The sequence below is a fragment of the Sinorhizobium sp. GQ132 genome, assembly GCF_059758575.1.
The window spans coordinates 669160-690085 of the sequence record NZ_JCAXDX010000001.1; the positions used below are offsets into that span (position 1 = coordinate 669160).

Annotated in this window: 18 protein-coding genes; 3 read left to right on the forward strand and 15 right to left on the reverse strand. The window is 63.5% G+C overall.

Annotated features, from left to right (window positions below; genetic code table 11):
• Positions 1–6 precede the first annotated feature (6 nt).
• A complete protein-coding gene (paaG, locus tag AC6CIG_RS03050; protein WP_498322281.1) occupies positions 7–798 on the forward strand; it encodes a 2-(1,2-epoxy-1,2-dihydrophenyl)acetyl-CoA isomerase PaaG in 792 nt (263 codons plus the stop codon).
• A gap of 89 nt (positions 799–887) precedes the next feature.
• Here the strand turns inward: paaG and AC6CIG_RS03055 are convergent, their stop codons facing one another.
• The 15 genes from AC6CIG_RS03055 to AC6CIG_RS03125 form a co-directional block, all read right to left on the reverse strand.
• Positions 888–1388, reverse strand: a complete 501-nt coding sequence (locus AC6CIG_RS03055) for an acyl-CoA thioesterase (RefSeq protein WP_018096076.1) — start codon at positions 1386–1388, stop codon at positions 888–890.
• Positions 1388–3454, reverse strand: coding sequence for a phenylacetic acid degradation bifunctional protein PaaZ (gene paaZ, locus AC6CIG_RS03060; RefSeq protein ID WP_498322282.1), 2067 nt, complete (start codon positions 3452–3454; stop codon positions 1388–1390). The genes AC6CIG_RS03055 and paaZ overlap by 1 nt, the downstream gene beginning before the upstream one ends.
• 50 nt (positions 3455–3504) lie before the next feature.
• Positions 3505–4581, reverse strand: a complete 1077-nt coding sequence (paaE, locus tag AC6CIG_RS03065) for a 1,2-phenylacetyl-CoA epoxidase subunit PaaE (protein ID WP_498322284.1) — start codon at positions 4579–4581, stop codon at positions 3505–3507.
• Positions 4582–4605: 24 nt separating this feature from the next.
• Complete coding sequence (gene paaD / locus AC6CIG_RS03070) at positions 4606–5130, reverse strand: 1,2-phenylacetyl-CoA epoxidase subunit PaaD (protein WP_498322285.1); 525 nt, start codon at positions 5128–5130, stop codon at positions 4606–4608.
• Between the two features lie 9 nt (positions 5131–5139).
• Positions 5140–5925: a 1,2-phenylacetyl-CoA epoxidase subunit PaaC gene (gene paaC / locus AC6CIG_RS03075; protein ID WP_498322286.1), complete on the reverse strand. Its 786-nt coding sequence runs from the start codon at positions 5923–5925 to the stop codon at positions 5140–5142.
• Positions 5925–6209: a 1,2-phenylacetyl-CoA epoxidase subunit PaaB gene (gene paaB / locus AC6CIG_RS03080; RefSeq protein WP_100671085.1), complete on the reverse strand. Its 285-nt coding sequence runs from the start codon at positions 6207–6209 to the stop codon at positions 5925–5927. Before paaB ends, paaC begins: the two co-directional genes overlap by 1 nt.
• Before the next feature lie 19 nt (positions 6210–6228).
• Positions 6229–7227, reverse strand: a complete 999-nt coding sequence (gene paaA, locus AC6CIG_RS03085) for a 1,2-phenylacetyl-CoA epoxidase subunit PaaA (protein WP_498322288.1) — start codon at positions 7225–7227, stop codon at positions 6229–6231.
• A 204-nt stretch (positions 7228–7431) separates the two neighbouring features.
• Entirely contained in the window at positions 7432–8352 is a 921-nt protein-coding gene (gene paaX, locus AC6CIG_RS03090) for a phenylacetic acid degradation operon negative regulatory protein PaaX (RefSeq protein WP_018096069.1), read from the reverse strand.
• Positions 8353–8543: 191 nt separating this feature from the next.
• Positions 8544–9059 carry a DUF992 domain-containing protein gene (locus AC6CIG_RS03095; protein ID WP_338282121.1) on the reverse strand — a complete coding sequence of 172 codons (516 nt, stop codon included), beginning with the start codon at positions 9057–9059 and terminating at the stop codon, positions 8544–8546.
• A gap of 306 nt (positions 9060–9365) precedes the next feature.
• Positions 9366–10739, reverse strand: a complete 1374-nt coding sequence (locus tag AC6CIG_RS03100) for an alpha-glucosidase/alpha-galactosidase (protein WP_018096068.1) — start codon at positions 10737–10739, stop codon at positions 9366–9368.
• Between the two features lie 20 nt (positions 10740–10759).
• Positions 10760–12430, reverse strand: coding sequence for an ABC transporter ATP-binding protein (locus AC6CIG_RS03105; protein WP_018096067.1), 1671 nt, complete (start codon positions 12428–12430; stop codon positions 10760–10762).
• An 11-nt stretch (positions 12431–12441) separates the two neighbouring features.
• Complete coding sequence (locus tag AC6CIG_RS03110) at positions 12442–13569, reverse strand: ABC transporter permease (protein ID WP_437407477.1); 1128 nt, start codon at positions 13567–13569, stop codon at positions 12442–12444.
• Entirely contained in the window at positions 13566–14579 is a 1014-nt protein-coding gene (locus AC6CIG_RS03115) for an ABC transporter permease (RefSeq protein WP_100671602.1), read from the reverse strand. The genes AC6CIG_RS03110 and AC6CIG_RS03115 overlap by 4 nt, the downstream gene beginning before the upstream one ends.
• A gap of 117 nt (positions 14580–14696) precedes the next feature.
• Entirely contained in the window at positions 14697–16778 is a 2082-nt protein-coding gene (locus tag AC6CIG_RS03120) for an ABC transporter substrate-binding protein (protein ID WP_102761548.1), read from the reverse strand.
• A 288-nt stretch (positions 16779–17066) separates the two neighbouring features.
• Positions 17067–18539, reverse strand: coding sequence for an alpha-glucosidase/alpha-galactosidase (locus tag AC6CIG_RS03125; RefSeq protein ID WP_498322291.1), 1473 nt, complete (start codon positions 18537–18539; stop codon positions 17067–17069).
• Positions 18540–18734: 195 nt separating this feature from the next.
• On the opposite strand from AC6CIG_RS03125, the gene AC6CIG_RS03130 reads away from it, so the two are divergent.
• Complete coding sequence (locus AC6CIG_RS03130; RefSeq protein WP_102761546.1) at positions 18735–19676, forward strand: AraC family transcriptional regulator; 942 nt, start codon at positions 18735–18737, stop codon at positions 19674–19676.
• Between the two features lie 71 nt (positions 19677–19747).
• A complete protein-coding gene (locus AC6CIG_RS03135; RefSeq protein WP_102761545.1) occupies positions 19748–20806 on the forward strand; it encodes a LacI family DNA-binding transcriptional regulator in 1059 nt (352 codons plus the stop codon).
• Positions 20807–20926: the final 120 nt, after the last annotated feature.

Genomic DNA, 20926 nt, shown 5'->3' on the forward strand with positions numbered 1-20926 from the left:
GGAAACATGTCCGATTCCGACACCGTGCTGTCGGCGCTTGAAGCCGGCGTCCTGCGCCTGACGCTCAACCGGCCCGACAAGCTCAATGCCTTCAACGAGGAAATGCATCTGGCACTGCGCGCCGGCTTCGAGCGCGCCGGATCGGACGACGATGTGCGTGCCGTGATGCTGACGGGAGCGGGACGCGGCTTTTCCGCGGGCCAGGATCTCGGCGACCGCGATCCCCGCAAGGGCGGCACGCCGGACCTCGGCCACACGATCGAGACCTTCTACAATCCGCTCCTGAAGCTGATCCGAAGCCTGGAAAAGCCGGTCGTCTGCGCCGTCAACGGGGTTGCCGCCGGGGCCGGCGCCAACATCGCCTTCGCCTGCGACATCACGCTTGCCGCCCGCTCCGCCCGCTTCATTCAGGCCTTCGCGAAAATCGGACTGGTGCCCGATTCCGGCGGAACCTGGAGCCTGCCGCGGCTCGTCGGCGAAGCGCGAGCCAAGGCGCTGGCGATGACGGCCGAACCGCTGGACGCAGACACGGCGGCGAGCTGGGGCCTGATCTGGCGCGCCGTCGACGACGCGGCGCTGATGGACGAGGCCTCCGCACTTGCCGTGCGGCTCGCTGCCGGGCCGACCAGGGGGCTCGGTCTGACCAAGCGCGCGATCCACGCCGCCGCCACCCATTCCTTCGACGAACAACTCACCCTCGAACGCGACCTGCAGCGCGAAGCCGGCCGCAGCGCCGACTATGCAGAGGGCGTGGCAGCCTTCCTGGAGAAGCGCAACCCGAAATTCAGGGGTCGCTGACCGATGCGGTGGACCTTGACGCCGGGCACCCCCTCTGAATTGGATCGGCAGGGCGGAGAGGGTATCGACGCCATCCGGTCGGTGTCCGTCTACTCCCCAACATCCCGCCCCGTTTCCGCGACCGTCTTCAGCCGATGGGCGAATTCCCGCCGAAGCGTGCGGCGCAGCTCGGCCGCCTGGTGGCGGCGTTTTTCGGTTGCCGTCTCCGGATGGTACTCCGGGACCGTGACGGGACGGCCCGCTTCGTCGACGGCGACCATGGTGAAATAGCAGGAATTGGTGTGCCGCCGCGTGCCCGCCCGGATGTTTTCCGCCTCCACCCTTATTCCGACCTCCATCGAGGTACGGCCGGCATAGTTGATCGCCGCGCGGAAGGTGACGAGTTCGCCGACATGGATCGGCTCCTTGAAGATCACCTGGTCGACCGAGAGCGTCACCGCATATTGCTTGGAAAAGCGCGACGCGCAGGAGAAGGCCACTCGGTCGAGCAGGTTCAATAGCGCACCGCCATGCACCTTGCCGCTGAAATTCGCCATGTCCGGCGTCATCAGGACGGTCATCACCAGATGCCGCGTCTCCTGCTCCGTCATCATTCTTCCCCGCTTCCGGTCTTCGCCACCATGGTCAATACATCATATTGGGCGACGGTTGCGCCAGTCTGATTGGCGACGCGGCAGTCCCATCGCACCTCCCCATAGTCGGCATTCATTCGCGGGCTGATCTCCTTGCAGGTGAGGCGGACCTGAAGCGTGTCGCCGGGATAGACGGGCGTCAGGAAGCGCAGCCCGTCGACGCCGTAATTTGCGAGCACCGGCCCCGGGGCGGGATCGACGAAGAGACCGGCGGCCAGGGAAACGACGAGATAACCATGCGCGACGCGCCCGTCGAAGAACGGATTGGCGCGGGCGGTCTCCTCGTCCATATGCGCGTAGAACGTATCGCCGGTGAACTCGGCGAAATGCTCGATGTCTTCGAGCCTGACGGTGCGCGTCGCCGTGACGATCTGGTCGCCGACCCGCAGCTCTGCCAGCGACTTGCGGAAGGGGTGCTCGCCCCCGGCTCGCGCCGGCGCACCCTCCATCCAGCGGCCGGTGACCGCCGAGACGAGAGCCGGCGCGCCCTGAACGGCCGTGCGCTGCATGTAGTGCCTGACGCCCCGCATGCCGCCCAGTTCCTCGCCGCCGCCCGCCCGGCCCGGGCCGCCATGGACGAGACCAGGCAAGGGCGAGCCGTGCCCGGTCGAAGATTTGGCGCTCAGGCGGTTGCCGATCATCACACGGCCATGGAAGGGCGCCATGCCGATCACCAGCTCCTGCGCAATATCGGGATCATTGGTAAAGACGGAGGTGACGAGACTCCCCCTTCCGCGCCGGACGAGTTCAACCGCCTCTTCCGCCGTATCATAGGGCATGATCGTGCTCACGGGGCCGAAGGCCTCGACGTCGTGAACCGACCGCGCTGCGCCGGGACGATCGCAATAGAGAAGAACGGGATTGAGGAAAGCCCCCGCCTCCGCATCACCGGAGACGAGCTGCGGCCTTGCCGGATCGCCCGCAACGATCTCTGCATCCGTTGTGAGATCGCGGATGCGCGCCCTCACCTCTTCACGCTGGCCGAGGCTTGCGAGCGGCCCCATCCGCACGTTCTCGTCGGCGGGATCGCCGAGCGGAACCTTGGCAAGCCGCTCGCCGAGAGCGGCGACCAGCGCGTCGCAATGGCCCCGCGGCGCCATCACCCGGCGAATGGCCGTGCATTTCTGCCCGGCCTTGGACGTCATCTCGCGGGCGACTTCGCGAACGAAAAGATCGAATTCCTCCGTTCCAGGGGCCGCATCGAGCCCAAGGACAGCCGCATTGAGGCTATCGGCTTCCATGGTGAAGCGCACCGAATTGCCGACGATCGCGGGATGGGTCTTGAGCTTGCGCCCGGTCGTGGCCGAACCGGTGAAGGTCAACACGTCCTGGTCGCCGACATGATCCAGAAGATCGCCCGAGGAGCCGCAGACGAGCTGGAGCGCGCCTTCCGGAAGCAAACCGGTGTCGACGATCCGCCGCACCACCAGCTCGGCGAGATAGGCGGTCTGGCTCGCAGGCTTGACGATCGCAGGCATCCCCGCCAGCAGCGTCGGCGCGAGCTTTTCGAGCATGCCCCAGCAGGGAAAGTTGAAGGCATTGATGTGCACCGCGATGCCCTGAAACGGTGTCAGGATATGTTGGGCGGAAAACGTATCGTCGCGTGACAGCGCCTCGACGCCGCCATCGAGGAGGACGCGGCTGTTCGGTAGCTCCCGCCTGCCCTTCGAGGCATAGGAGAAAAGTGTCCCGATGCCGCCTTCGATGTCGATCCAGCTGTCCGCACGCGTGGCGCCGGTGGCGGTGGAGAGCGCATAGAATTCCTCCTTGCGCTCCATCAGTGACTGGGCAAGCGCCTTCAGCATCATCGCCCGCTCGTGGAACGACATCCGGCGAAGCGCCGGCCCGCCCTTTTTGCGTCCGTAGGCAAGCGCGGCGGCGAAATCGATGCCGCCGGAATCGACGAGCGCCACCGGCGCGCCGGTCGCGGCGTCGCAAAGGGTCACGCCGTCCTTCGCTCCGCGCATCCAGGTGCCGGCGATATAGCTTTCGAGCCGGCGCGGCCGGTCCGCCACTGCGTTCATCGGATGGTCCTCCCGTCAGTTCAGCTTCAGCGTCGGCTCGGCATCGGCGGTCACTGATCGTAGCTGACCACGATCCGGTCGCTGAGCGGATAGGATTGGCAGGTCAGCACATAGCCCTGCTCTACCTCGTAGTCCTCGAGCGCGTTGTTGCTCTCCATCTCCACCTCGCCTTCAAGCACCTTGGCGCGGCATGAGGAGCAGACCCCCGCCTTGCAGGCAAATGGTGCGTCCATGCTGTTTTCGAGCGCCGCTTCGAGCAGGCTCAGCCCCTCTTTCGGAAAGGTGAAGCTGCGCGTGGCGCCGTCGAGTATCACGGTCGCCTCGCAGCGCGCCCGGCTATCGGCGCCGGCGGCGCTTTCGACCTTGCGCCGGGCACGGCCGGGCTGGGAGGAGGCGAACAGCTCGAACTTGATCCGATCGTCGCCAAGGCCATGCGCGCGAAGTGCTGCGGCAACCGCGAGCATCATCGGCTCAGGCCCGCAGATGAAGGCGGTATCGGCCGACCTTACATCGATCCAGCTCCGGAAGAGGGCAGTGCATTTTTCCTGATCGAGGCGCCCGCTGAACAGGTCCACCTCCTGGGCTTCGTTCTCGAGGATGTGCAGAACGGAAAGCCGCCCCAGATAGAGGTTCTTGAGGTCGTCCAGTTCCTCGCGGAACATGATGGAGCTGAAGTGGCGGTTGGCATAGACAAGCGTGAATGCGGACCGCGGCTCCCGCGCGAGCACCGTCTTGATGAGCGAGAGCACCGGCGTGATGCCGCTGCCGCCCGCAAAGCCGAGATAGTGTCTGGCGGCCTCCGGCTCGATAGGCGTGAAGAAGGCCCCCATCGGCGGCATGGCTTCCAGCGTGTCGCCGGGCGCGAGCTCCTCATTCGCCCAGCTGGAGAAGCAGCCGTCATCGACGCGCTTGATGCCCACCTTCAGGGCGCCTTCGTCGAGACCGGCGCAGATCGAATACGAACGGCGCAGCTCCTCGCCGCCGAAGAGGCGGCGGAACGTCAGATATTGCCCCTGCTTGAAATCGAAGGCGGCGCGGTCCTCCTCGCGCGACTCGAGCGTCACGACCACGGCATCGCGCGTATCGCGCCGGACGTCGATGACCTGAAGAGGATAAAAGCGTGCCATGTGAGCGTTCTTCCCGCCTCGCATTCAGATGCATTTGAAATAATCGAAGGGCTCCAGACAGTCCCGGCAGCGATAGCTCGCCTTGCAGGGCGTCGATCCGAACTGGCTGACCTTTTCGGTCCGGGCGGAGCCGCAACGCGGACAGGAGACCGTCTGCGCCGCGCCGCCCGAGAGGCCTTCGATCCGTTTCAACAGCCTGCCCTCGGCTCCGGTGCCGTCGACGGGGGCCGCAATGCCGTAGCTTTCAAGCTTTTCGCGGCCCTCGGCGCTGATCCAGTCGGTGGTCCATGCGGGCGAGAGCTGGCGTTCGAGCCTGACACTCACGATGCCGTTCTCCTTGAGCTGCCGCTCGATATCGAGATTGATGACCGCCGTGGCGGGACAGCCCGAATAGGTCGGCGTCACCGTCACCACCAGCGTTTCGCCATCCCAGCCGACGTTGCGGACGATGCCGAGGTCGGTCACGGAGATGACCGGAATTTCCGGGTCCGGCACTTGCGAGAGCCAGTGCCACACATCCGCGATCGAGGGGCGTATCGCCGTTGCCATGTGAGCCTCCTACCAGCTGGCGCCGGGATAGGCGCGCTGCAGGAACTGCATCTCGGCGAGCACATAACCGAGATGCTCCGTATGGAGGCCGCGCTTGCCGCCCCCGTGCATATAGCGGTCCTCCGGTTTTTCGAGCGTCGCCGCGCGAAGTGTCTCGGCGGCCAGCGCCTCCCAATCGGCCCTCAAGCTCTCCGGTTCCGGCGCGACGCCGGCAGCCGCAAGGGCGAGGTCGTGCGCCTCGCTCACGAACATCTCGCCGGTATAGGCCCAGAGATCGTCCAGTGCCTCCTGCATCCGGGCGTGGCTTTCCGCCGTTCCGTCGCCGAGGCGGATCACGAGATCGCGGCTCCGTTCGAGATGATAGGCCACCTCCTTCGACGCCTTCTCGGCTATCCCGGCAATGCGCGGCTCGCGGGAGCCGCGAAGGCCTTTCAGTGCGAGATAGTGCCATGCATCGAACAGGAACTGGCGCATCAGCGTCTCGCCGTAACCGCCGTTTGGCCGCTCGGTAAGCAGCAGGTTGCGGAAGTCTCGCACGTCGCGGAGATAGGCAAGATCGTCCGCGCTGCGGCCCCTTCCCTCGACCTCGCCTGCAAGGCCGAGCCAGAGCTGCGCCTGGCCGATGAGGTCGAGTGCCGTGTTGGCGAGCGCGATGTCCTCTTCGAGAGCCGGGGCGTGGCCGCACCATTCCGAAAGGCGATGGCCGAGGATCAGCGTATTGTCGCCCATGCCGAGCAGGAAATCGAAAAGCGCGGCCCGGTCGACGGCCGCCTGCATCGCGGTTGTCTGAACCATCACATATGCCCTGCCTCATCCGGAATGTCGAAGAAAGTCGGGTGACGGTAGACCTTCGCATTCGCAGGTTCGAACAACGGGCCCTTTTCCGAGGGCGCGCTTGCCGCTATGTCGCTCGAACGCACCACCCAGATGCTGACGCCCTCGTTGCGGCGGGTGTAGACGTCACGGGCGTTGTTGATCGCCATTTCGGCATCCGGCGCGTGCAGGCTGCCGACATGGCGATGGCTCAGGCCGTGCTGGCCGCGGATGAAGACTTCCCAGAGGGGCCATTCGCTGGACATAACGCTTCGCTCCCGATGTTCATTCGGCGGCGACCGGCTGCGCGCGACGTGCGGCCTTTTCGGCATGCGCCGTCAGGCCGTCCCGGAACCAGGCGCCCTCCTCCCAGGCCGTCCTGCGCGCGCCGAGACGCTCGGCATTACAGGGGCCATTGCCGGCGATCACCTCGAAAAATTCGTTCCAGTCCGGCTCGCCGAAATCGTAGCCGCCTTTTTCCTCGTTCCACTTCAGATTCGGATCGGGGATGGTCAGTCCGAGATATTCTGCCTGTGGTACCGTCTGGTCGACGAATTTCCGTCTGAGTTCGTCGTTGGAGTTCTGCTTGATCTTCCAGGCCATCGACTGGGCCGAGTGGACCGAGGCGTCGTCCGACGGGCCGAACATCATCAGCGACGGCCACCACCAGCGGTTCAGCGCGTCCTGCACCATGGCCTTCTGGGCAGGCGTGCCCTTCATCATCTTGATCAGGATGTCGTAGCCCTGCCGCTGATGGAAGCTCTCTTCCTTGCAGATGCGGATCATCGCGCGCGAATAGGGTCCGTAGGAACAGCGCTGCAGCGGCACCTGATTCATGATCGCCGCGCCGTCGACGAGCCAACCGATGGCACCGATATCCGCCCAGCTGAGCGTCGGATAATTGAAGATCGACGAATACTTGGCCTTGCCGGAATGGAGCTGCTCGTAAAGCGCGTCGCGGCTCACCCCCAGCGTCTCGGCGGCGCAGTAGAGGTAGAGACCATGCCCCGCCTCGTCCTGAACCTTGGCGAGCAGGATCGCCTTGCGCTCCAGCGTCGGCGCACGGGTGATCCAGTTGCCTTCGGGAAGCTGGCCGACGATCTCGGAATGGGCGTGCTGGCTGATCTGGCGGATGAGCGTCTTGCGATAGCCTTCGGGCATCCTTTCCTTCGGCTCGATCTTCTGACCCGCGTCGATCCGCTCCTGGAAAGCGCGCTCTTGCGGGTCCATATCATCGCGGCTTTTGACCCGCGGGGCATCCGTCTTCACCATCTGAGCATACATGCTGCTCTCTCCTCCGCCAGGGGCGTTCGGGAGTGATGTCGATGCAGTTCCTTTTGACCGATCGGTTAGAATTTAGCGCAGGACATGTCACACTTCAACGTCGTTTACACATTTTTCTGTGACATTTAATGAATGAGATGGGGCGGGTATTTTCGTCCGTCTTCGTACGCGTCGCAGGAATGAGGAACGAAGGAGCGCGGCAGGTCAACCGGGGCCGCCGGCTTTCCCAGGCGCAGCTTCGCCGCTCAGCATTTGAAGCCGATGCTCCGTCGCCCCGGTCGTCTTCGGCAGCGGACCCGTGAGCGTGACGCAGCTCCGCCCGACATGCAGGTCCGCCCGGGGAGAAAGGCTGCGGTACAGCCGGGCGAACAGGCGGCGGGCTTCGTCCCCCGGCCAATCGGCGGGCAGAATTTCGGCTGGCAGGCGCGGCTCGCGGAGCGTCACGAAGCGGAACTGGTGTACCATGAGTAGGCGTGCAGAGAGGCACTCAGCGGGAGCAATCGCCGTAGCGGTATCCGGAAGATCGGCGAGCCTGCCGAAGCAGGCAAGGAACCGCCGGTAGGCCTGCGCGTGAGGTGCAAGGTCCCAACAGTCCGAGGCAAAGGCCTTCAACTCGCTCGCGCCCTGGGCAGGCTCCGCGCGGAAGACGACGGCGGGCATGATCGCGCTCGGAAACGGCCGCACGCCGACCGCGAGCCGGGGGCCCAGGCGCGCGTGACCGGAGCGCTCGAGCACCTGCATCCGCTCCTCGGCCGACGAACCCATCAGCTGGACGAAGTGCCAGCTCGCTTCCTCCGGAGGTCCGAAGATCACCTGCGCCGCCGCGGCGAATTCCGCGCGTGCGGCATCCGTCAGCCGATAGAAGCTGCGCCGTCCCTCCCGCTCTCCGGCGAGCTGGCCGGCGGCGACGAGACGGGATACGGCGGTTCTCACAAGCGTCTCGCTGATGCCGACTCCGGCGCAGATCTCGATCAGGTTGCCGATCCAGATCGCGCCGCCGCGCGGCTCCACCACGTCGCCATAGATGGTGACGATGAAGCTTGCGGCCCTGAGCGGCGTTTCATCCAGAATTGCCCGGATGATCCTAGAGCCCTGCTCTGCCGAATTTTCGCCGTTCGCCTGCATCCGACCGCCTTCCGAGCCCCACCCGCTGCGTGTTTTTAAACCGTAGCCGATTAAAGAACAAAAACATGCAGCAGATCAAAGAAAGCCAGCGCCGCGCGTCTGATCAGATGCGCGGCGCTGGCGTGAACGGTGCCGAGCCTGTTGCGGTGTTCGCAACCGGCAGGGCCAATGCGGCGGGTGGCCTTATGCCGTTATTTCACCAGGGTCAGCTTCACGCTGGCAATTCCAACAGCGACATTCAGTCCGGTCTGGCCGTCAATCTTCACCGGCTGCAGCGCGATTTCCTTTTTCGAGCCGACCAGGGATTTCGCGCCCAGCCCGAGTCCGGCTGCGAATTCGGCGGAAAGGCCGGAATAGTTGCCGGCAAGAGCGCCCTTGAGCTTGGTTTTGGGCTTCGCGTAGACCGACCACACGACGCGGCTCTCCGCCGTCACGCCGATATCGAGGCCCAGCTTGTCGATCGTGCCGCTATATTTGTAAGGCGACTTTTGTCCGTCTGCTTCGAAAACGCACGTCAGCGCTTTCGACGAACCCACGACCAGGCCGATACCTGCCGCAATGTCGCAGGAGAGTGTGCCGCGTTTTACGAACTCGGCCTGAGCCTGCCCCTTGGCCTCCTCGGCCATCGCGCCGGACACTGCGATAGCGCTGAAAGCGAGGCCGCCAACTGTCGCGCGGATCAGGACGTTACGGAATCGTTCAATCATTAATGCTTCCTTACTGTGGGTTATGGCCTTTGAGTCAGGCATTGTCGAAAGCAGGCTTGAAGCCGCCAAGACCAGTTCGGAAAGCGCTGCCTGTCGCAAAACATCTTGCCTGCGTGCGCTCCGTATAGCCGCTGTCCCACATCTCCCAGACCACGTCTATTGGACTACGGGCTTGCGCCCGGTCTTAGGCCTTCACCATGAAAACCCAGAAATCTCGAGTGCGGCGGTTGCGCCAGTCCGCATAACGATGCGGCCCCGGAACCGATCGGTTCCGGGGCCGTCTGGTCGCCTGACCGGGAGAAGAAATCAGGCGGCCGCTACCTTCTTCGTCACACGCGCCCATTCCGGAATCCAGTCGCGGTGCGCCGCCAGCAGATCGTCCACGAGCGACCAGATCTGGTCGAGATCGAGCTCGGCGGCGGTATGCGGATCCATCATCGCCGCGTGATAGAGGTGCTCGCGGTTCTCGGTGACGAGCGCCTGGACAGTCAGCTCCTGGACGTTGATGTTGGTGCGGATCAGGGCCGTGAGCTGCGGCGGCAAGGCGCCGATATAGGTCGGCTGGATGCCGGACGAATCGACGAGGCAGGGCACTTCCGCCGCACAGTTTTCCGGCAGCGAGGTGATGCAGCCATTGTTCCTGAGGTTGCCGTAGATGACCGAAGGTTCGCCGGTCCAGACCGAATTCATGATCGAGGAGGCATATTCACGGCTCTCCGCGACTTCGATCGTCTCGGCTTCCTTGAAGGCGGCCGCCTGTCCCTTCCAGCGCTCGATCTGCTCGACGCAGCGCTTTGGATATTCATCGAGCGGAATGCCGAATTTCTCGATCAGATCGGGGCGCCCGTCCTTGATGAAGTAGGGCGTGTACTCGGCGAAATGCTCCGAGCTCTCGGTGACGAAGTAGCCGAGCCGCGTCAGCATTTCGTAGCGCACCTTGTTCGGGCAGCGCGGATTCCAGTGGCTGGGCTTCGGGAAACGGCCCTCGCGGTAGCCGCGGATCAGGTCCGGATAGAGATCGCGATAGCTGCCGTCCTTCTGACGGTGCTCGAACTTGAGATAAAACGCCATGTGATTGATGCCGGCGGCGCGGTAGCGGATCTCTTCGACTGGAATGTCGAGGTCCCGGGCAAGCTCGAAAGCCGTGCCCTGCACCGAATGGCAGAGGCCCACCTGTTTGATCGCCGGATATTTCTCGGCGATCGCCCAGGTGTTTATCGCCATCGGATTCACATATTGCAGAAGGATCGCCTCGGGGCAGACCTCGAGCATGTCCTCGCAGATCTTCCACAGATGCGGCACGGTGCGGAGCCCGCGCATGATGCCGCCGACGCCCAGCGTGTCGGCGATCGTCTGACGCAGCCCGTATTTCTTGGGCACTTCGAAATCGGTGACGGTGCAAGGCTCGTAACCGCCGATCTGGAAAGCGACGACGACGAAGTCCGCTCCTTCCAGAGCCTTGCGCTGGTTCGAATGGGTTTCGATCCTGGCATCGGCGCCAAGAGTGCGCGCGAGTTTGCCGGCGACGATCTCGCTTTCGGCGAGCCGCTCGGGGTTGACGTCCATCAAGGCGATGGTTGCGGCCGAAAGCGCCGGCCGCTGCAAAATGTCGCCGATGATGTTCTTCATGAAAACGGTGGAACCGGCGCCGATGAAAGTAATCCTGGGTCGTCTCGTCATGGGATAGCCTCTGTTTGAATTCACGCGGCCACTTCGAAGGCGGCCTTAACCAGCCGCTTCGTGTAGGCAGTCTTGGGATTGTTGAGGATTTCGCTCACCGGCCCCTCTTCGACGATCTTGCCTTCCTGCATGACGACCACGCGGTGGCAGAGCGCGCGCACGACCTTCAGGTCGTGGGAGATGAAGAGATAGCTCAGACCGCGCTCGTCCTGCAGCCGGCGCAGGAGTTCGATGATCTGCGCCTGCACCGAAAGGTCGAGCGCCGAGGTCGGCTCGTCGAGCAGGATGAATTCCGGTTCCAGCGCGACGGCCCGGGCGATCGCGATGCGCTGGCGCTGGCCGCCTGAGAATTCGTGCGGGAAGCGCGAAAGGATGTTCGACGGCATGCCGGCGCTGACGAGCGCGTCCTCGACGCGCTTCAGCCTGTCCTTTCGGTTTTCACCGATGCCGTTGACGATCAGACCCTCCTCTATGATCTGGCCGACCGACATTCGCGGGTTGAGCGAGGAGAAGGGATCCTGAAAGACGATCTGGATCTTCGAGCGAAGCGGCCGCATGCCCTTGCGGTCCTTGTCGTGGATCGGCTCGCCTTCGAAATAGATCTCCCCGCCATCGGTGTTGAGAAGCCGGATCAGGGCCTGACCGAAAGTGGTCTTGCCGGAACCGGACTCGCCCACCAGCCCGAGCGTTTCGTGCCGGCGAAGATTGAGGCTGAGCCCGTCGACCGCGACGAGCTCTTTGAAATCCGGCCTGAAGAACCCACCCTTCTTCAAAGTGAAGGACACACGGACATTGCGGCCGTCGAGCAGGATCGGCGCGTCGTCCGGCAACGGATTGGCAGAACCGGAGGGTTCGGAGGAAAGCAGCCGCCGCGTATAGGCATGCTGCGGATCGGCAAACAGCGCCTCCGTCGTATTGTGTTCCTTCACCTCGCCGAGCTGCATGACATAGACGTAATCGGAGAATTGGCGGACCACCGTCAGGTCATGGGTGATCAGGATCACCGCCATGCCGAGCTCCTGCTGCAGCTTGCGGATGAGGTTGAGAATTTGCGCTTGCACCGTCACGTCGAGCGCCGTCGTCGGCTCGTCGGCAATCAGCACGTCCGGATCGTTGGCAAGCGCCATGGCGATCATCACGCGCTGGCGCTGACCGCCGGAAAGCTGATGCGGATACTGGTTGAGCCGTGCTTCCGGGTCGGGAATCTGGACATGACGCAAGAGCTCCAGCGCCCGCTCGGCGGCGGCGCGCCGGCTGACGCGGCGATGCGCCCGGATCGCCTCGATGATCTGGCTGCCGATCGTGTAGACCGGGTTCAGGGAGCTCATCGGCTCCTGGAAGATCATCGAGATACGATCGCCGCGCAGCGCCCGGCGCTCTCTCTTCGAGAATTTCAACACGTCCCTGCCGTCATATTCGATGCGTGCCTGCGGCGCGATCGTAGCGCGCTTCGACAAGAGCCCCATGACGGTGCGCGCCGTCACCGACTTGCCGGAGCCGGATTCGCCGACGATCGCCACCGTCTCGCCGCGGTAAAGCTGAAAGGAGACATCCTTCACCGCCTCGACGGTGCCGTTCTCGACCTTGAAGGATACCGCCACCTTTCGGGCATCGATCACCGGCCTCGCATCCTTCGTATCGCGGTCGCGCCGTTCCTCGGGTGCCGGGACAACACTTTCGATCGTTACCATCGGCATGCTCCTCAATAGGGGTCGATTGCGTCGCGCAGGCCGTCGCCCAGCGCATTGAAGGCGAAAACGGTGACGAGCACGAAGGCGACGGGCGAGAGGATCCAGGGATAGGAACCGATCGCGGAATAATTCGCCGTGTCCTGCAGCATCAGCCCCCAGGAGATCAGCGGCGGCTTGACCGCAAAGCCGAGGAAACCGAGGAACGATTCGAGCAGCACCACCTGCGGGATGGCGAGCGTCACCGCGACGATGACGTGGCTCATCACGTTCGGGAAGATGTGCTGGAATATGATGCGTCGGTCCGTGGCGCCGATGGCGATCGCCGCCCGCACATATTCGATCCGGGCAAGCGCCAGGGTCTTGCCGCGCACCTCGCGCGACATCTGCGCCCAGCCGAGCGCGGACATCACGATGATGACGAAGGCGAGAAAGACATTGGTCGGCGCGGTGACCGGGATCAGCGAGGCGAGCGCCAGATAGAGCGGCAATTGCGGGAAGGCGAGCACCAGCTCGACGAAACGCTGCACCCAGGCATCGAAGCGCCCGCCGAAATAGCCGGACACCATGCCGACGGTCGTCCCGACCACGGTGACGATGAAGACGACGGTGAGGGCAATCATCAGCGAGATGCGCGAGCCGTAGAGAATGCGGGAAAGCACATCGCGGCCGAACTTGTCGGTGCCGAGCAGATGCACCGGCGTACCGTCGACGGCGCCGAACAGATGCCGCTCGGCCGGGATCAGCCCGAAGAGCCTGTAGGGTGCGCCCTTGACGAAGAAGCCGAGGACCTGCGGGTTGTCGTAATCCGGTCCGATGATCGGCTGGAAGGTGACCGGATCGAGCTCTTCCGTCTCCCGCACCGGATAGCTCCTCGGCGGAAAGACGAAATTGCCCTCCTTGTCCCGGAAGCTGATCGTCTGCGGCTGCGCGAAGGCCACGTCCGTCGCCTTCGGATCAACGGGCGACAGGAACTCGGCGAAGACCGCCATCAGGATCAGAAGGCAGACGAGGACAAGGCCGAGCAGGCCGGTCCAGGAACGCTTCAGCCGCCGCCAGACGAGGGCGGAGTAGCTCTCGTGGTGGTGTTTTTCCTCGGGCTCGATCGCCACCGGAAAAGTGCCTTCGGCTTCGACTGTCATGCGTATACCCCCCCTCCCATGCGCACGCGCGGATCGAGCGCGGCGAGCATCATGTCGGCGATGATGTTGCCGACGATCAGCGTTGCGGAGAGGACCAGCATGAATGTCGCCGTCACGTAGACGTCGCCCACCCACATGGAACCGACGATCGCCGGCCCGACGGTCGGCAGCGCGAAGATGATCGCCGTCTCGATCTCGCCGGTCAGCATGTAGGGAAGCACGACGCCCTGGTACATGATCAGCGGGTGCAAGGCGTTCGGCACCGCATGGCGCATGACGACCGCACCCTCGCTCAGGCCCTTGGCGCGTGCCGTTTCGACATATTGCGCGTTCAGCGTATCGAGGAGATTGCCCCGCATCACCCGCATATTGTAGGCGAGCCCGCCGAAGGTGGCGATCGCCACGACCGGCCAGACATGTTTGACCAGGTCGACGAACTTGTCCCAGGACCAGGGCGCCCCGCCGTAGCGGGCGGAATGGAAGCTGTTGATCTCGCTGACATTGAAATGGAAGACGAGGATATAGACGATGATCAGCGCCATAAGAAAGCGCGGCACCGTCATGCCGAGAAACGATACGGTCGAAAGCAGACTGTCTATCCAGGAATATTGCCGCGTCGCCGCGATGATGCCGAAAGCGATGCCGATCACCGAAGCCAGGATGTGGCAGACGAGCGCCAGCGCCAGCGTTCGCGGCAGGCGCTCGCCGACCACGTCGGCCACGGGCTTGTTGTAGTAGAGGCTGTGGCCGAAATCGCCGCGCGTCACGATGCCCGTTATCCAGTCGACGTACTGGATCGGCAGCGGCTTATCGAGGCCGTGCTCCTTGCGGTAGGCCTGCGCCTGAGCATCCGCCTCCTCGAAAGAAGCGCCGCCCTGATTGATGAGCTGCGAGCGGATGTAGTCGCTGTAATCTCCCGGCGGCGCCTGGATGATGCCGAAGGTCACCACGCTCAGGACGAGCAGCACCGGAATGGCAGAGGCGATTCGGACAAGCAGAAATCTGAACATGCCGTTTCCTTCTGTCTCGAGTTCCGCGAGAGCCATGCCTGTATCGGCTCGCGGCGGCGTGAAGGGCTTGCACCCTCGCCGGCTCCTTTCCTCGGAGCCGGCGGAGGCGGTTCAGCTTCAGTTGATCGGGCCGCTTTCGCCCGGCTTGCCGGGAAGCTGCTCGGGATAGAGTTCGTAGTCGCCCTGCTTGTCGGCGGCAACGTAGACCCGTTCGCGGATGATCGTGTCTTCCGCCCAGTTGAACATGAAGATCGGCGCGCCCGGAGGAATGTTCGAGAAGCGCTTGTTGATGATCAGCGCGCCCGGATACTCCGTCAGGCCGACGGTATCGACATTGGTGGTGGCTACCTTCTGGTATTGCTTCATCAGCTTCGTTCGCTCGTCATTGTCGTTGCTGGCGATGAACTTGTTGACGATGTCGACGAGCTCCTGCTCGTGGGGCATGACATCGACTTCGCCGCCTTCCGGAGCGCGGTGATGCCAGCTCGTGCGCGGGCCGGTCGGGGCGAGCTGAGGCGTGTTCTGCACCACGGAAGCAAATTCGGCCGTGTTGCGATGAATCATCCAGTCGAAGCGGCCGGCATAATTGGCGGCGTCCCGCTGCTTGCCGTCGAGTGCATTGAGGACGACCCGGAGCCCGAGCTTCTCCATCTGCCCGACCATCCCTTCGGCAAGATTACGGTCGGTGCTGTAGTCGGAATTGACGAGCAGAACGATTTCGACGTCGCGGCCGCCAAGCTTGTCGGCCGGGAAATTGACGAAGCCGTTGCCGTCCGTGTCCTTGAGCCCCACCTTTTCGAGAAGCGCCTTGGCGCCTTCGAGATCGTGGGGGTAGTAGATGGTGGAGTTCCGGTCGTAGAAGCTCGTGCCGGAGGAAAGCCCGCCCGGATAGATCGCCGTAAAGGGACCCTTCACCAGGGCTTCGCCAAGCTTCTTGCGGTCGACCGCCATGGTGACGGCCTTGCGGAAGTCCAGGTTGCGGTTGAGCTCTCGCACCGCCTTCGCGCGTTCGTCCGGGTCTCCCCAGCCATTGCCGGAGAAGTTCATGTGCATGTTATAGCCGATGACGCGCGGACCGAAGGCAAGCCGCGCCGGCGCGCTCTCATTGGCGGCGCGCTTCAGCGATTCCACGAAGTTTTCCGGCTGTTCGAGGTTCGAAATATCGCCCGAACCCGCGATCGCCTGCACGTCGCGGTCGGCCCAGGTCGACAGCTTGTAATGGACTTCGTTCAGATAGGGGAGCTGATTGCCGGCCTCGTCGACCTTCCAGTAATAGGGATTGCGGCGCAGCACGATGATGTCGTCAGGACGATAGGCGACCGGCACCCATGCACCCATCACCGGAAGGTTCATATATTCGGCGGGGAAGCCGTTCTTGTATTCGTTGTAGGTCGTGCCGGCATATTTCGGATGCTTGGTCTTGAGGATATGCGACGGGCCGGGGCAGAAGGTACCGTAGGCCATCGCGAAAAGATGCTGGCGCGGGAAGGCCTCCTTGAAGACCCATTCGACCGTATACTGGTCTATCTTCTTGAGGGTCGTGCCCTCGCCGAAGGTTTCGGGCGTCGCCCCGTTCAAGGGTGAAACGCTCGAGTCGAGGACATTGTCCTCCCAGTAGAACATGACGTCATCGGCATCGAAAGGATCGCCGTCCGACCATTTCGCGCCCTCGATCAGATGCATGGTCAGCTTGCGTCCGTCCTCCGACCAATCCCAGCTTTTCGCGAGATTCGGCAGCGGCTCCATATCGTCGGCCTCGACCTGGAAGAGCGGCGCGGTGCGCGTCAGGCACTCGAACATGCCGATGTCGATGCCGCCCCATCCTTGGGTCTGGCCTGCGCTGTAATTCCAGCCTTCCGGCCGGCCGCCGATCACGTGGCGCATGACATCGCCATAAACGCCCATGCCATCGGGCATGTTGCCGGTCTTGTAGACCATGGGTTCCTTCGGAAGCCGCTCGGCCACCGGCGGCAGCTTGCCGGCCTTGACGAATTTCTCGGTGACCCATTCGGGCTCCCTGTATTCGGGCAGCGCCTTGAACTCGAGAATGGAATCGCGCGACACATAGGTGACCTTGCCCTGCGCCGGAAAGGGCGGCTGCTCCGGCACCACGGTCGGCTCGGATGCGAAGGCCTGCACGGCAAAGGCGGATATGCCGATCAGCAGGCTCGCGGTCATATTCAGTCGATGCGTTTTCATGTCCCAGGTTCTCCCTCCTGTCTTCGCCGGGCCGGGGCGGCCGGCGCTCCTCTTCCTTCGTGGCACTCGCGTCTCCTCACGCAGGTGACCTCGCGCATTCCTCAATTTGCGGGCGCTTTGCCCTGCTATCCGCCCCGACCGGGGGATTGCCCCTCATCCGGCCTGCCGGCCACCTTCTCCCCGCGAGTGGGGAGAAGGGGACTAGCAGCGCTCGCCGAAGTCCCCTCTCCCCGCCTGCGGGGAGAGGGTTAGGGTGAGGGGCAATTCCGGGCAGAGATAGCCACTCTTCTACCCAGCCACGCGCAGCTTCGCCGCTTCCTTCTCCGCGCGGATCTCCTCGATCGAGCGCACTTCGCGCCGAGCGGCGCCCTTCCACTCCCGGGTGGCGACCGTGGCGCGGGCGAGCCTTTCCTTGGCAGCGTCGATCGCATGGGCATATTGCGGCAGCCATCTGGCCTGCGCGACGACCATTTCGTCGACCATCTGCCAGACTTCCTCCGGCGTGCAGATGGCGCCGACCAGCGGGTCGTGCAGCACGGCGAGCTTCAGAAGATCGATGTCGCCGGTGATCGCCGCATGAACGGACATGCGCTGGACGTTGACCGACGAGATGCAGGTGGCCGCACAGGCCTCAGGCAATGTGATGCCTGCCACCATGTTGATGCCGAAACGATCGACGAAGCCGGGCGATTCGATGATGGCATCCGCCGGAAGGTTGGTGATCACGCCGTTGTTCTTGACGTTGAAGTGGCCGCGATAGACCCGACCCGTCTCCAGCGCTTCGAGGATGCGGCTCGCATGTTCGTTCGAGCGCCTGATCGTTTCCAGCGGCCGGCCCGCCTCTTCGAGGAAGCGCGGATATTCGGTCTCGAACCAGTTGCGGGTCTCGGTCGAATAGCGGAGATACCCGCCGGTTTCCCCATGGATCCAGTCCGACATGTCGATCCATCTGGAGATCTCGTCCGGACGCTTGCGATACCAGGGCAGGTATTCGGACAGGTGTCCGTTGCTTTCGGTCGAATAGACGCCGAAGCGCTTCAACACGTCGATCCGAAGCTTCTCCTGCTTTGAAAAGACGGGATGCGCCTCGAAGGCGGCGACGAGTTCGTCCTTGCCGACCGTACGGCCGTTGAGGCGGATATCGACGAACCATGTCTGGTGGTTGATGCCGGAGCAGATGTAGTCGAGCTCGCCTTCCCCGGCGCCGAGAATCTCGGCGATCTGCTCGGCCCCGTGCTGGACGCCGTGGCAGAGACCGACCGTGTCGACCTTGCCGTATTCGATCGCCGCCCAAGTGTTCATCGCCATCGGGTTGGCATAGTTGAGGAACTTGGCGCCGGGCTCGGCCACTTCGCGGATGTCCTTGCAGAAATCGAGGATCACCGGAATGTTGCGCTGACCGTAGAGGATGCCGCCGGCGCAGATCGTGTCGCCGACGCATTGGTCGACGCCGTATTTCAGCGGTATGCGGATATCGTCGGCATAGGCCTCGAGGCCGCCGACGCGCACGCAGCTGATGATGTAACGCGCGCCCTCCAGCGCCTTGCGGCGGTCGATCGTCGCGGTCACGCGCGTGGGCAGTTTGTTCGCCTCGACGATCCGGTCGAGGATGGACTTGATCATGGCGAGGTTGTGCTCGCTCAGATCCGTCAACGCGAACTCGACGTCCCGGAGCTCCGGCACGGAAACGATGTCGGTGAAGAGCTTCTTGGTGAAGCCGATGCTGCCGGCGCCGATGATGGCGATCTTAAAGCTGGCCATGGCCGTGCTATTCCTCCTCAGACTGCGACCTTCGCGCTAAAAGGGTAAAATCCATTCATTGAACTGGCCTGGATCGGCGAAGCGGTGCCCTCCTCGGCAAACCCTCGTCAAACGCCGTATCAACCGCATGTCTTGCGCGATCTGGGGGCATTATGTGTATAATCGGATGCACGACTAGAGAGGTATTGTGCTTTCATGGGTAATTCTATGCTGCAGCAACTGATCGCCCGGGGGCCCGCGATGCGGACGGTCTCACTGCCGCGGGGACGCCAGAGCCTGCACACCATGCCGACGAGCACCGGCTACGAGATCAGGACCGATGCAAGCTACGATTGGGACGGTCGCAAGCGCGGCCAAACCCCGTTCACCGTGCTGCAGTACACGATCGGCGGGGCCGGCAACCTGCGATATGAAAACCGCAGTCACCGCGTGCGTCCGGGCGAGACGCTGCTCCTGCTCGTGCCCCACAATCATCGCTACTGGCTTGAGGAAGGCGGGCGCTGGGAGTTCTTCTGGATCTCCATGAACGGCGAGGAGGCGCTGAGGATCCACCGCGCCATTCTCGCCGTCACCGGTCCCATCATAAGGTTGCAGCCGGAAACCGTCGAACATCTTGCCGACTGCAGCCTGCGCCTCATGGCCGGCGGCGACACCCCGGGCAGCGCCTCGGCGATCGCCTATGAGGCGGCGATGGCGCTTTATGACGACGTGTTCGGATCGCATCCGGTTCTCAGTGACGAATACCGGAAGATGCAGCACGTGATCGATCATGTGCTGGGCAATCTCGACAAGCCCCTTCCGGTCGAGGAGCTCGCGCGCATTTCGGGCCTGAGCCGCGCCCATTTCTCCCGAGTCTTCGCCGCCAGCGAAGGCATGCCGCCGGCGGAATTCGTGCTGCAGAAGCGCCTGCAAAGGGCGGTAAAGCTGCTGACCAAGACCGCGGACCTGCCGGTCAAGGAAGTCGCCATCCTGTCCGGCTTCGAGGACCCCAACTACTTCGCCAAGGTATTCCGCCGCGTCTTCGGCGCGAGCCCGACCGAGTTCCGCACCACAGGCATGTATGCGAGCGTATCTGCCACGGGCCGCAATGCGAGGACCAACGAATCCGTGACCACCTTGGCTGCGGCTTGCGATTGAAAAAGCTGCGATAAAAATTTACTAAACAGGATACTCGAGCGCGGCACGGCAGAAGGACAGGCGAAACCCGAATGGTCACAATCAAGGAAATCGCGTCGGCCGTCGGCGTATCCTCGGCAACTGTCTCACGCGTCCTCAACTATGACCCGACGCTGTCGATCTCCAACAGGAAGCGCCAGGCGATCATCGAAACGGCGGAGGCGCTCAACTATGCGACGCCGCGCAATCGCAGCCGCGCCTCAGCGCATGGCGTCGGCGTCGGACTGAAGATCGCGCTCGTGCATTTCCTCGACCCCGCCCAGGAACTCGCCGATCCCTACTATGTCGGTGTCCGCCTCGGCATCGAAAGCCGCTGCCAGGCGCTGAAGAGCGAAGTCGTCAAGGTCTTCCTCACCGGCAACCCTCCGGAAGCGACGATCCTCGAGGGCGCCTCGGGTGTGGTGGCCGTCGGCCACTATTACGGCGACGAGCTCGAATGGCTGCGCCGCCACAGCCGCCACCTCGTCTTTGCCGATTACGCACCGGCCGGAGACATGGAGGACACCGTGCTCAGCGACGTCTCGCTGGCGATGACCCGGCTCCTGGAGGCGGTGCATGCCATGGGCTACCGGCGCATCGGCTTCATCGGCTGGATCGACGCTTTCTACGGGCCCGACAACATCCATTCGGAGCGCCGTTGCCGCACCTATATCGACTGGATGACCAAGACCGGGCTTTATGATCCGGAATTGTGCATGGTCGAGCCGATGACGCCCGACAGCGGCTACAAGCTTGCCAGGGCGATGCTATCGAAGCCCAATCCACCGAAGATCCTCATCACCTGCAACGACAATATGGCGCTGGGCGCCTACAGGGCCATCCACGAGATGGGGCTCAGGATTCCCGAGGATATCGCGGTCGCGAGCTTCAACGACATTCCGGTCGCGCAGTTTCTCGGGCCGCCGCTTTCCACGGTGAAGATTCCGGCGGAGCTCATCGGCGAGACCGCCGTCGACCTGCTGCTGGAGCGCCTTTCGGGCCGAGAGGTCGCCAAGAAGGTGGTTTTCGGCACGGAAATCGTCTGGCGCGGCAGCACGCCGGCACCGGCCGAGACAGCGAACAAGGAAGATGACATGGCGGGCCGGCTCTAGAATCCCGGGTCGAAATCGACTGGACGATATCCGCAACGTCGCGTGTAGCCAATCGCCCGCGTTCACTCTGGCCATAGCGGCAATCATGCCATCAGGCGCCGACTGGCGCGCGGTCGTGAC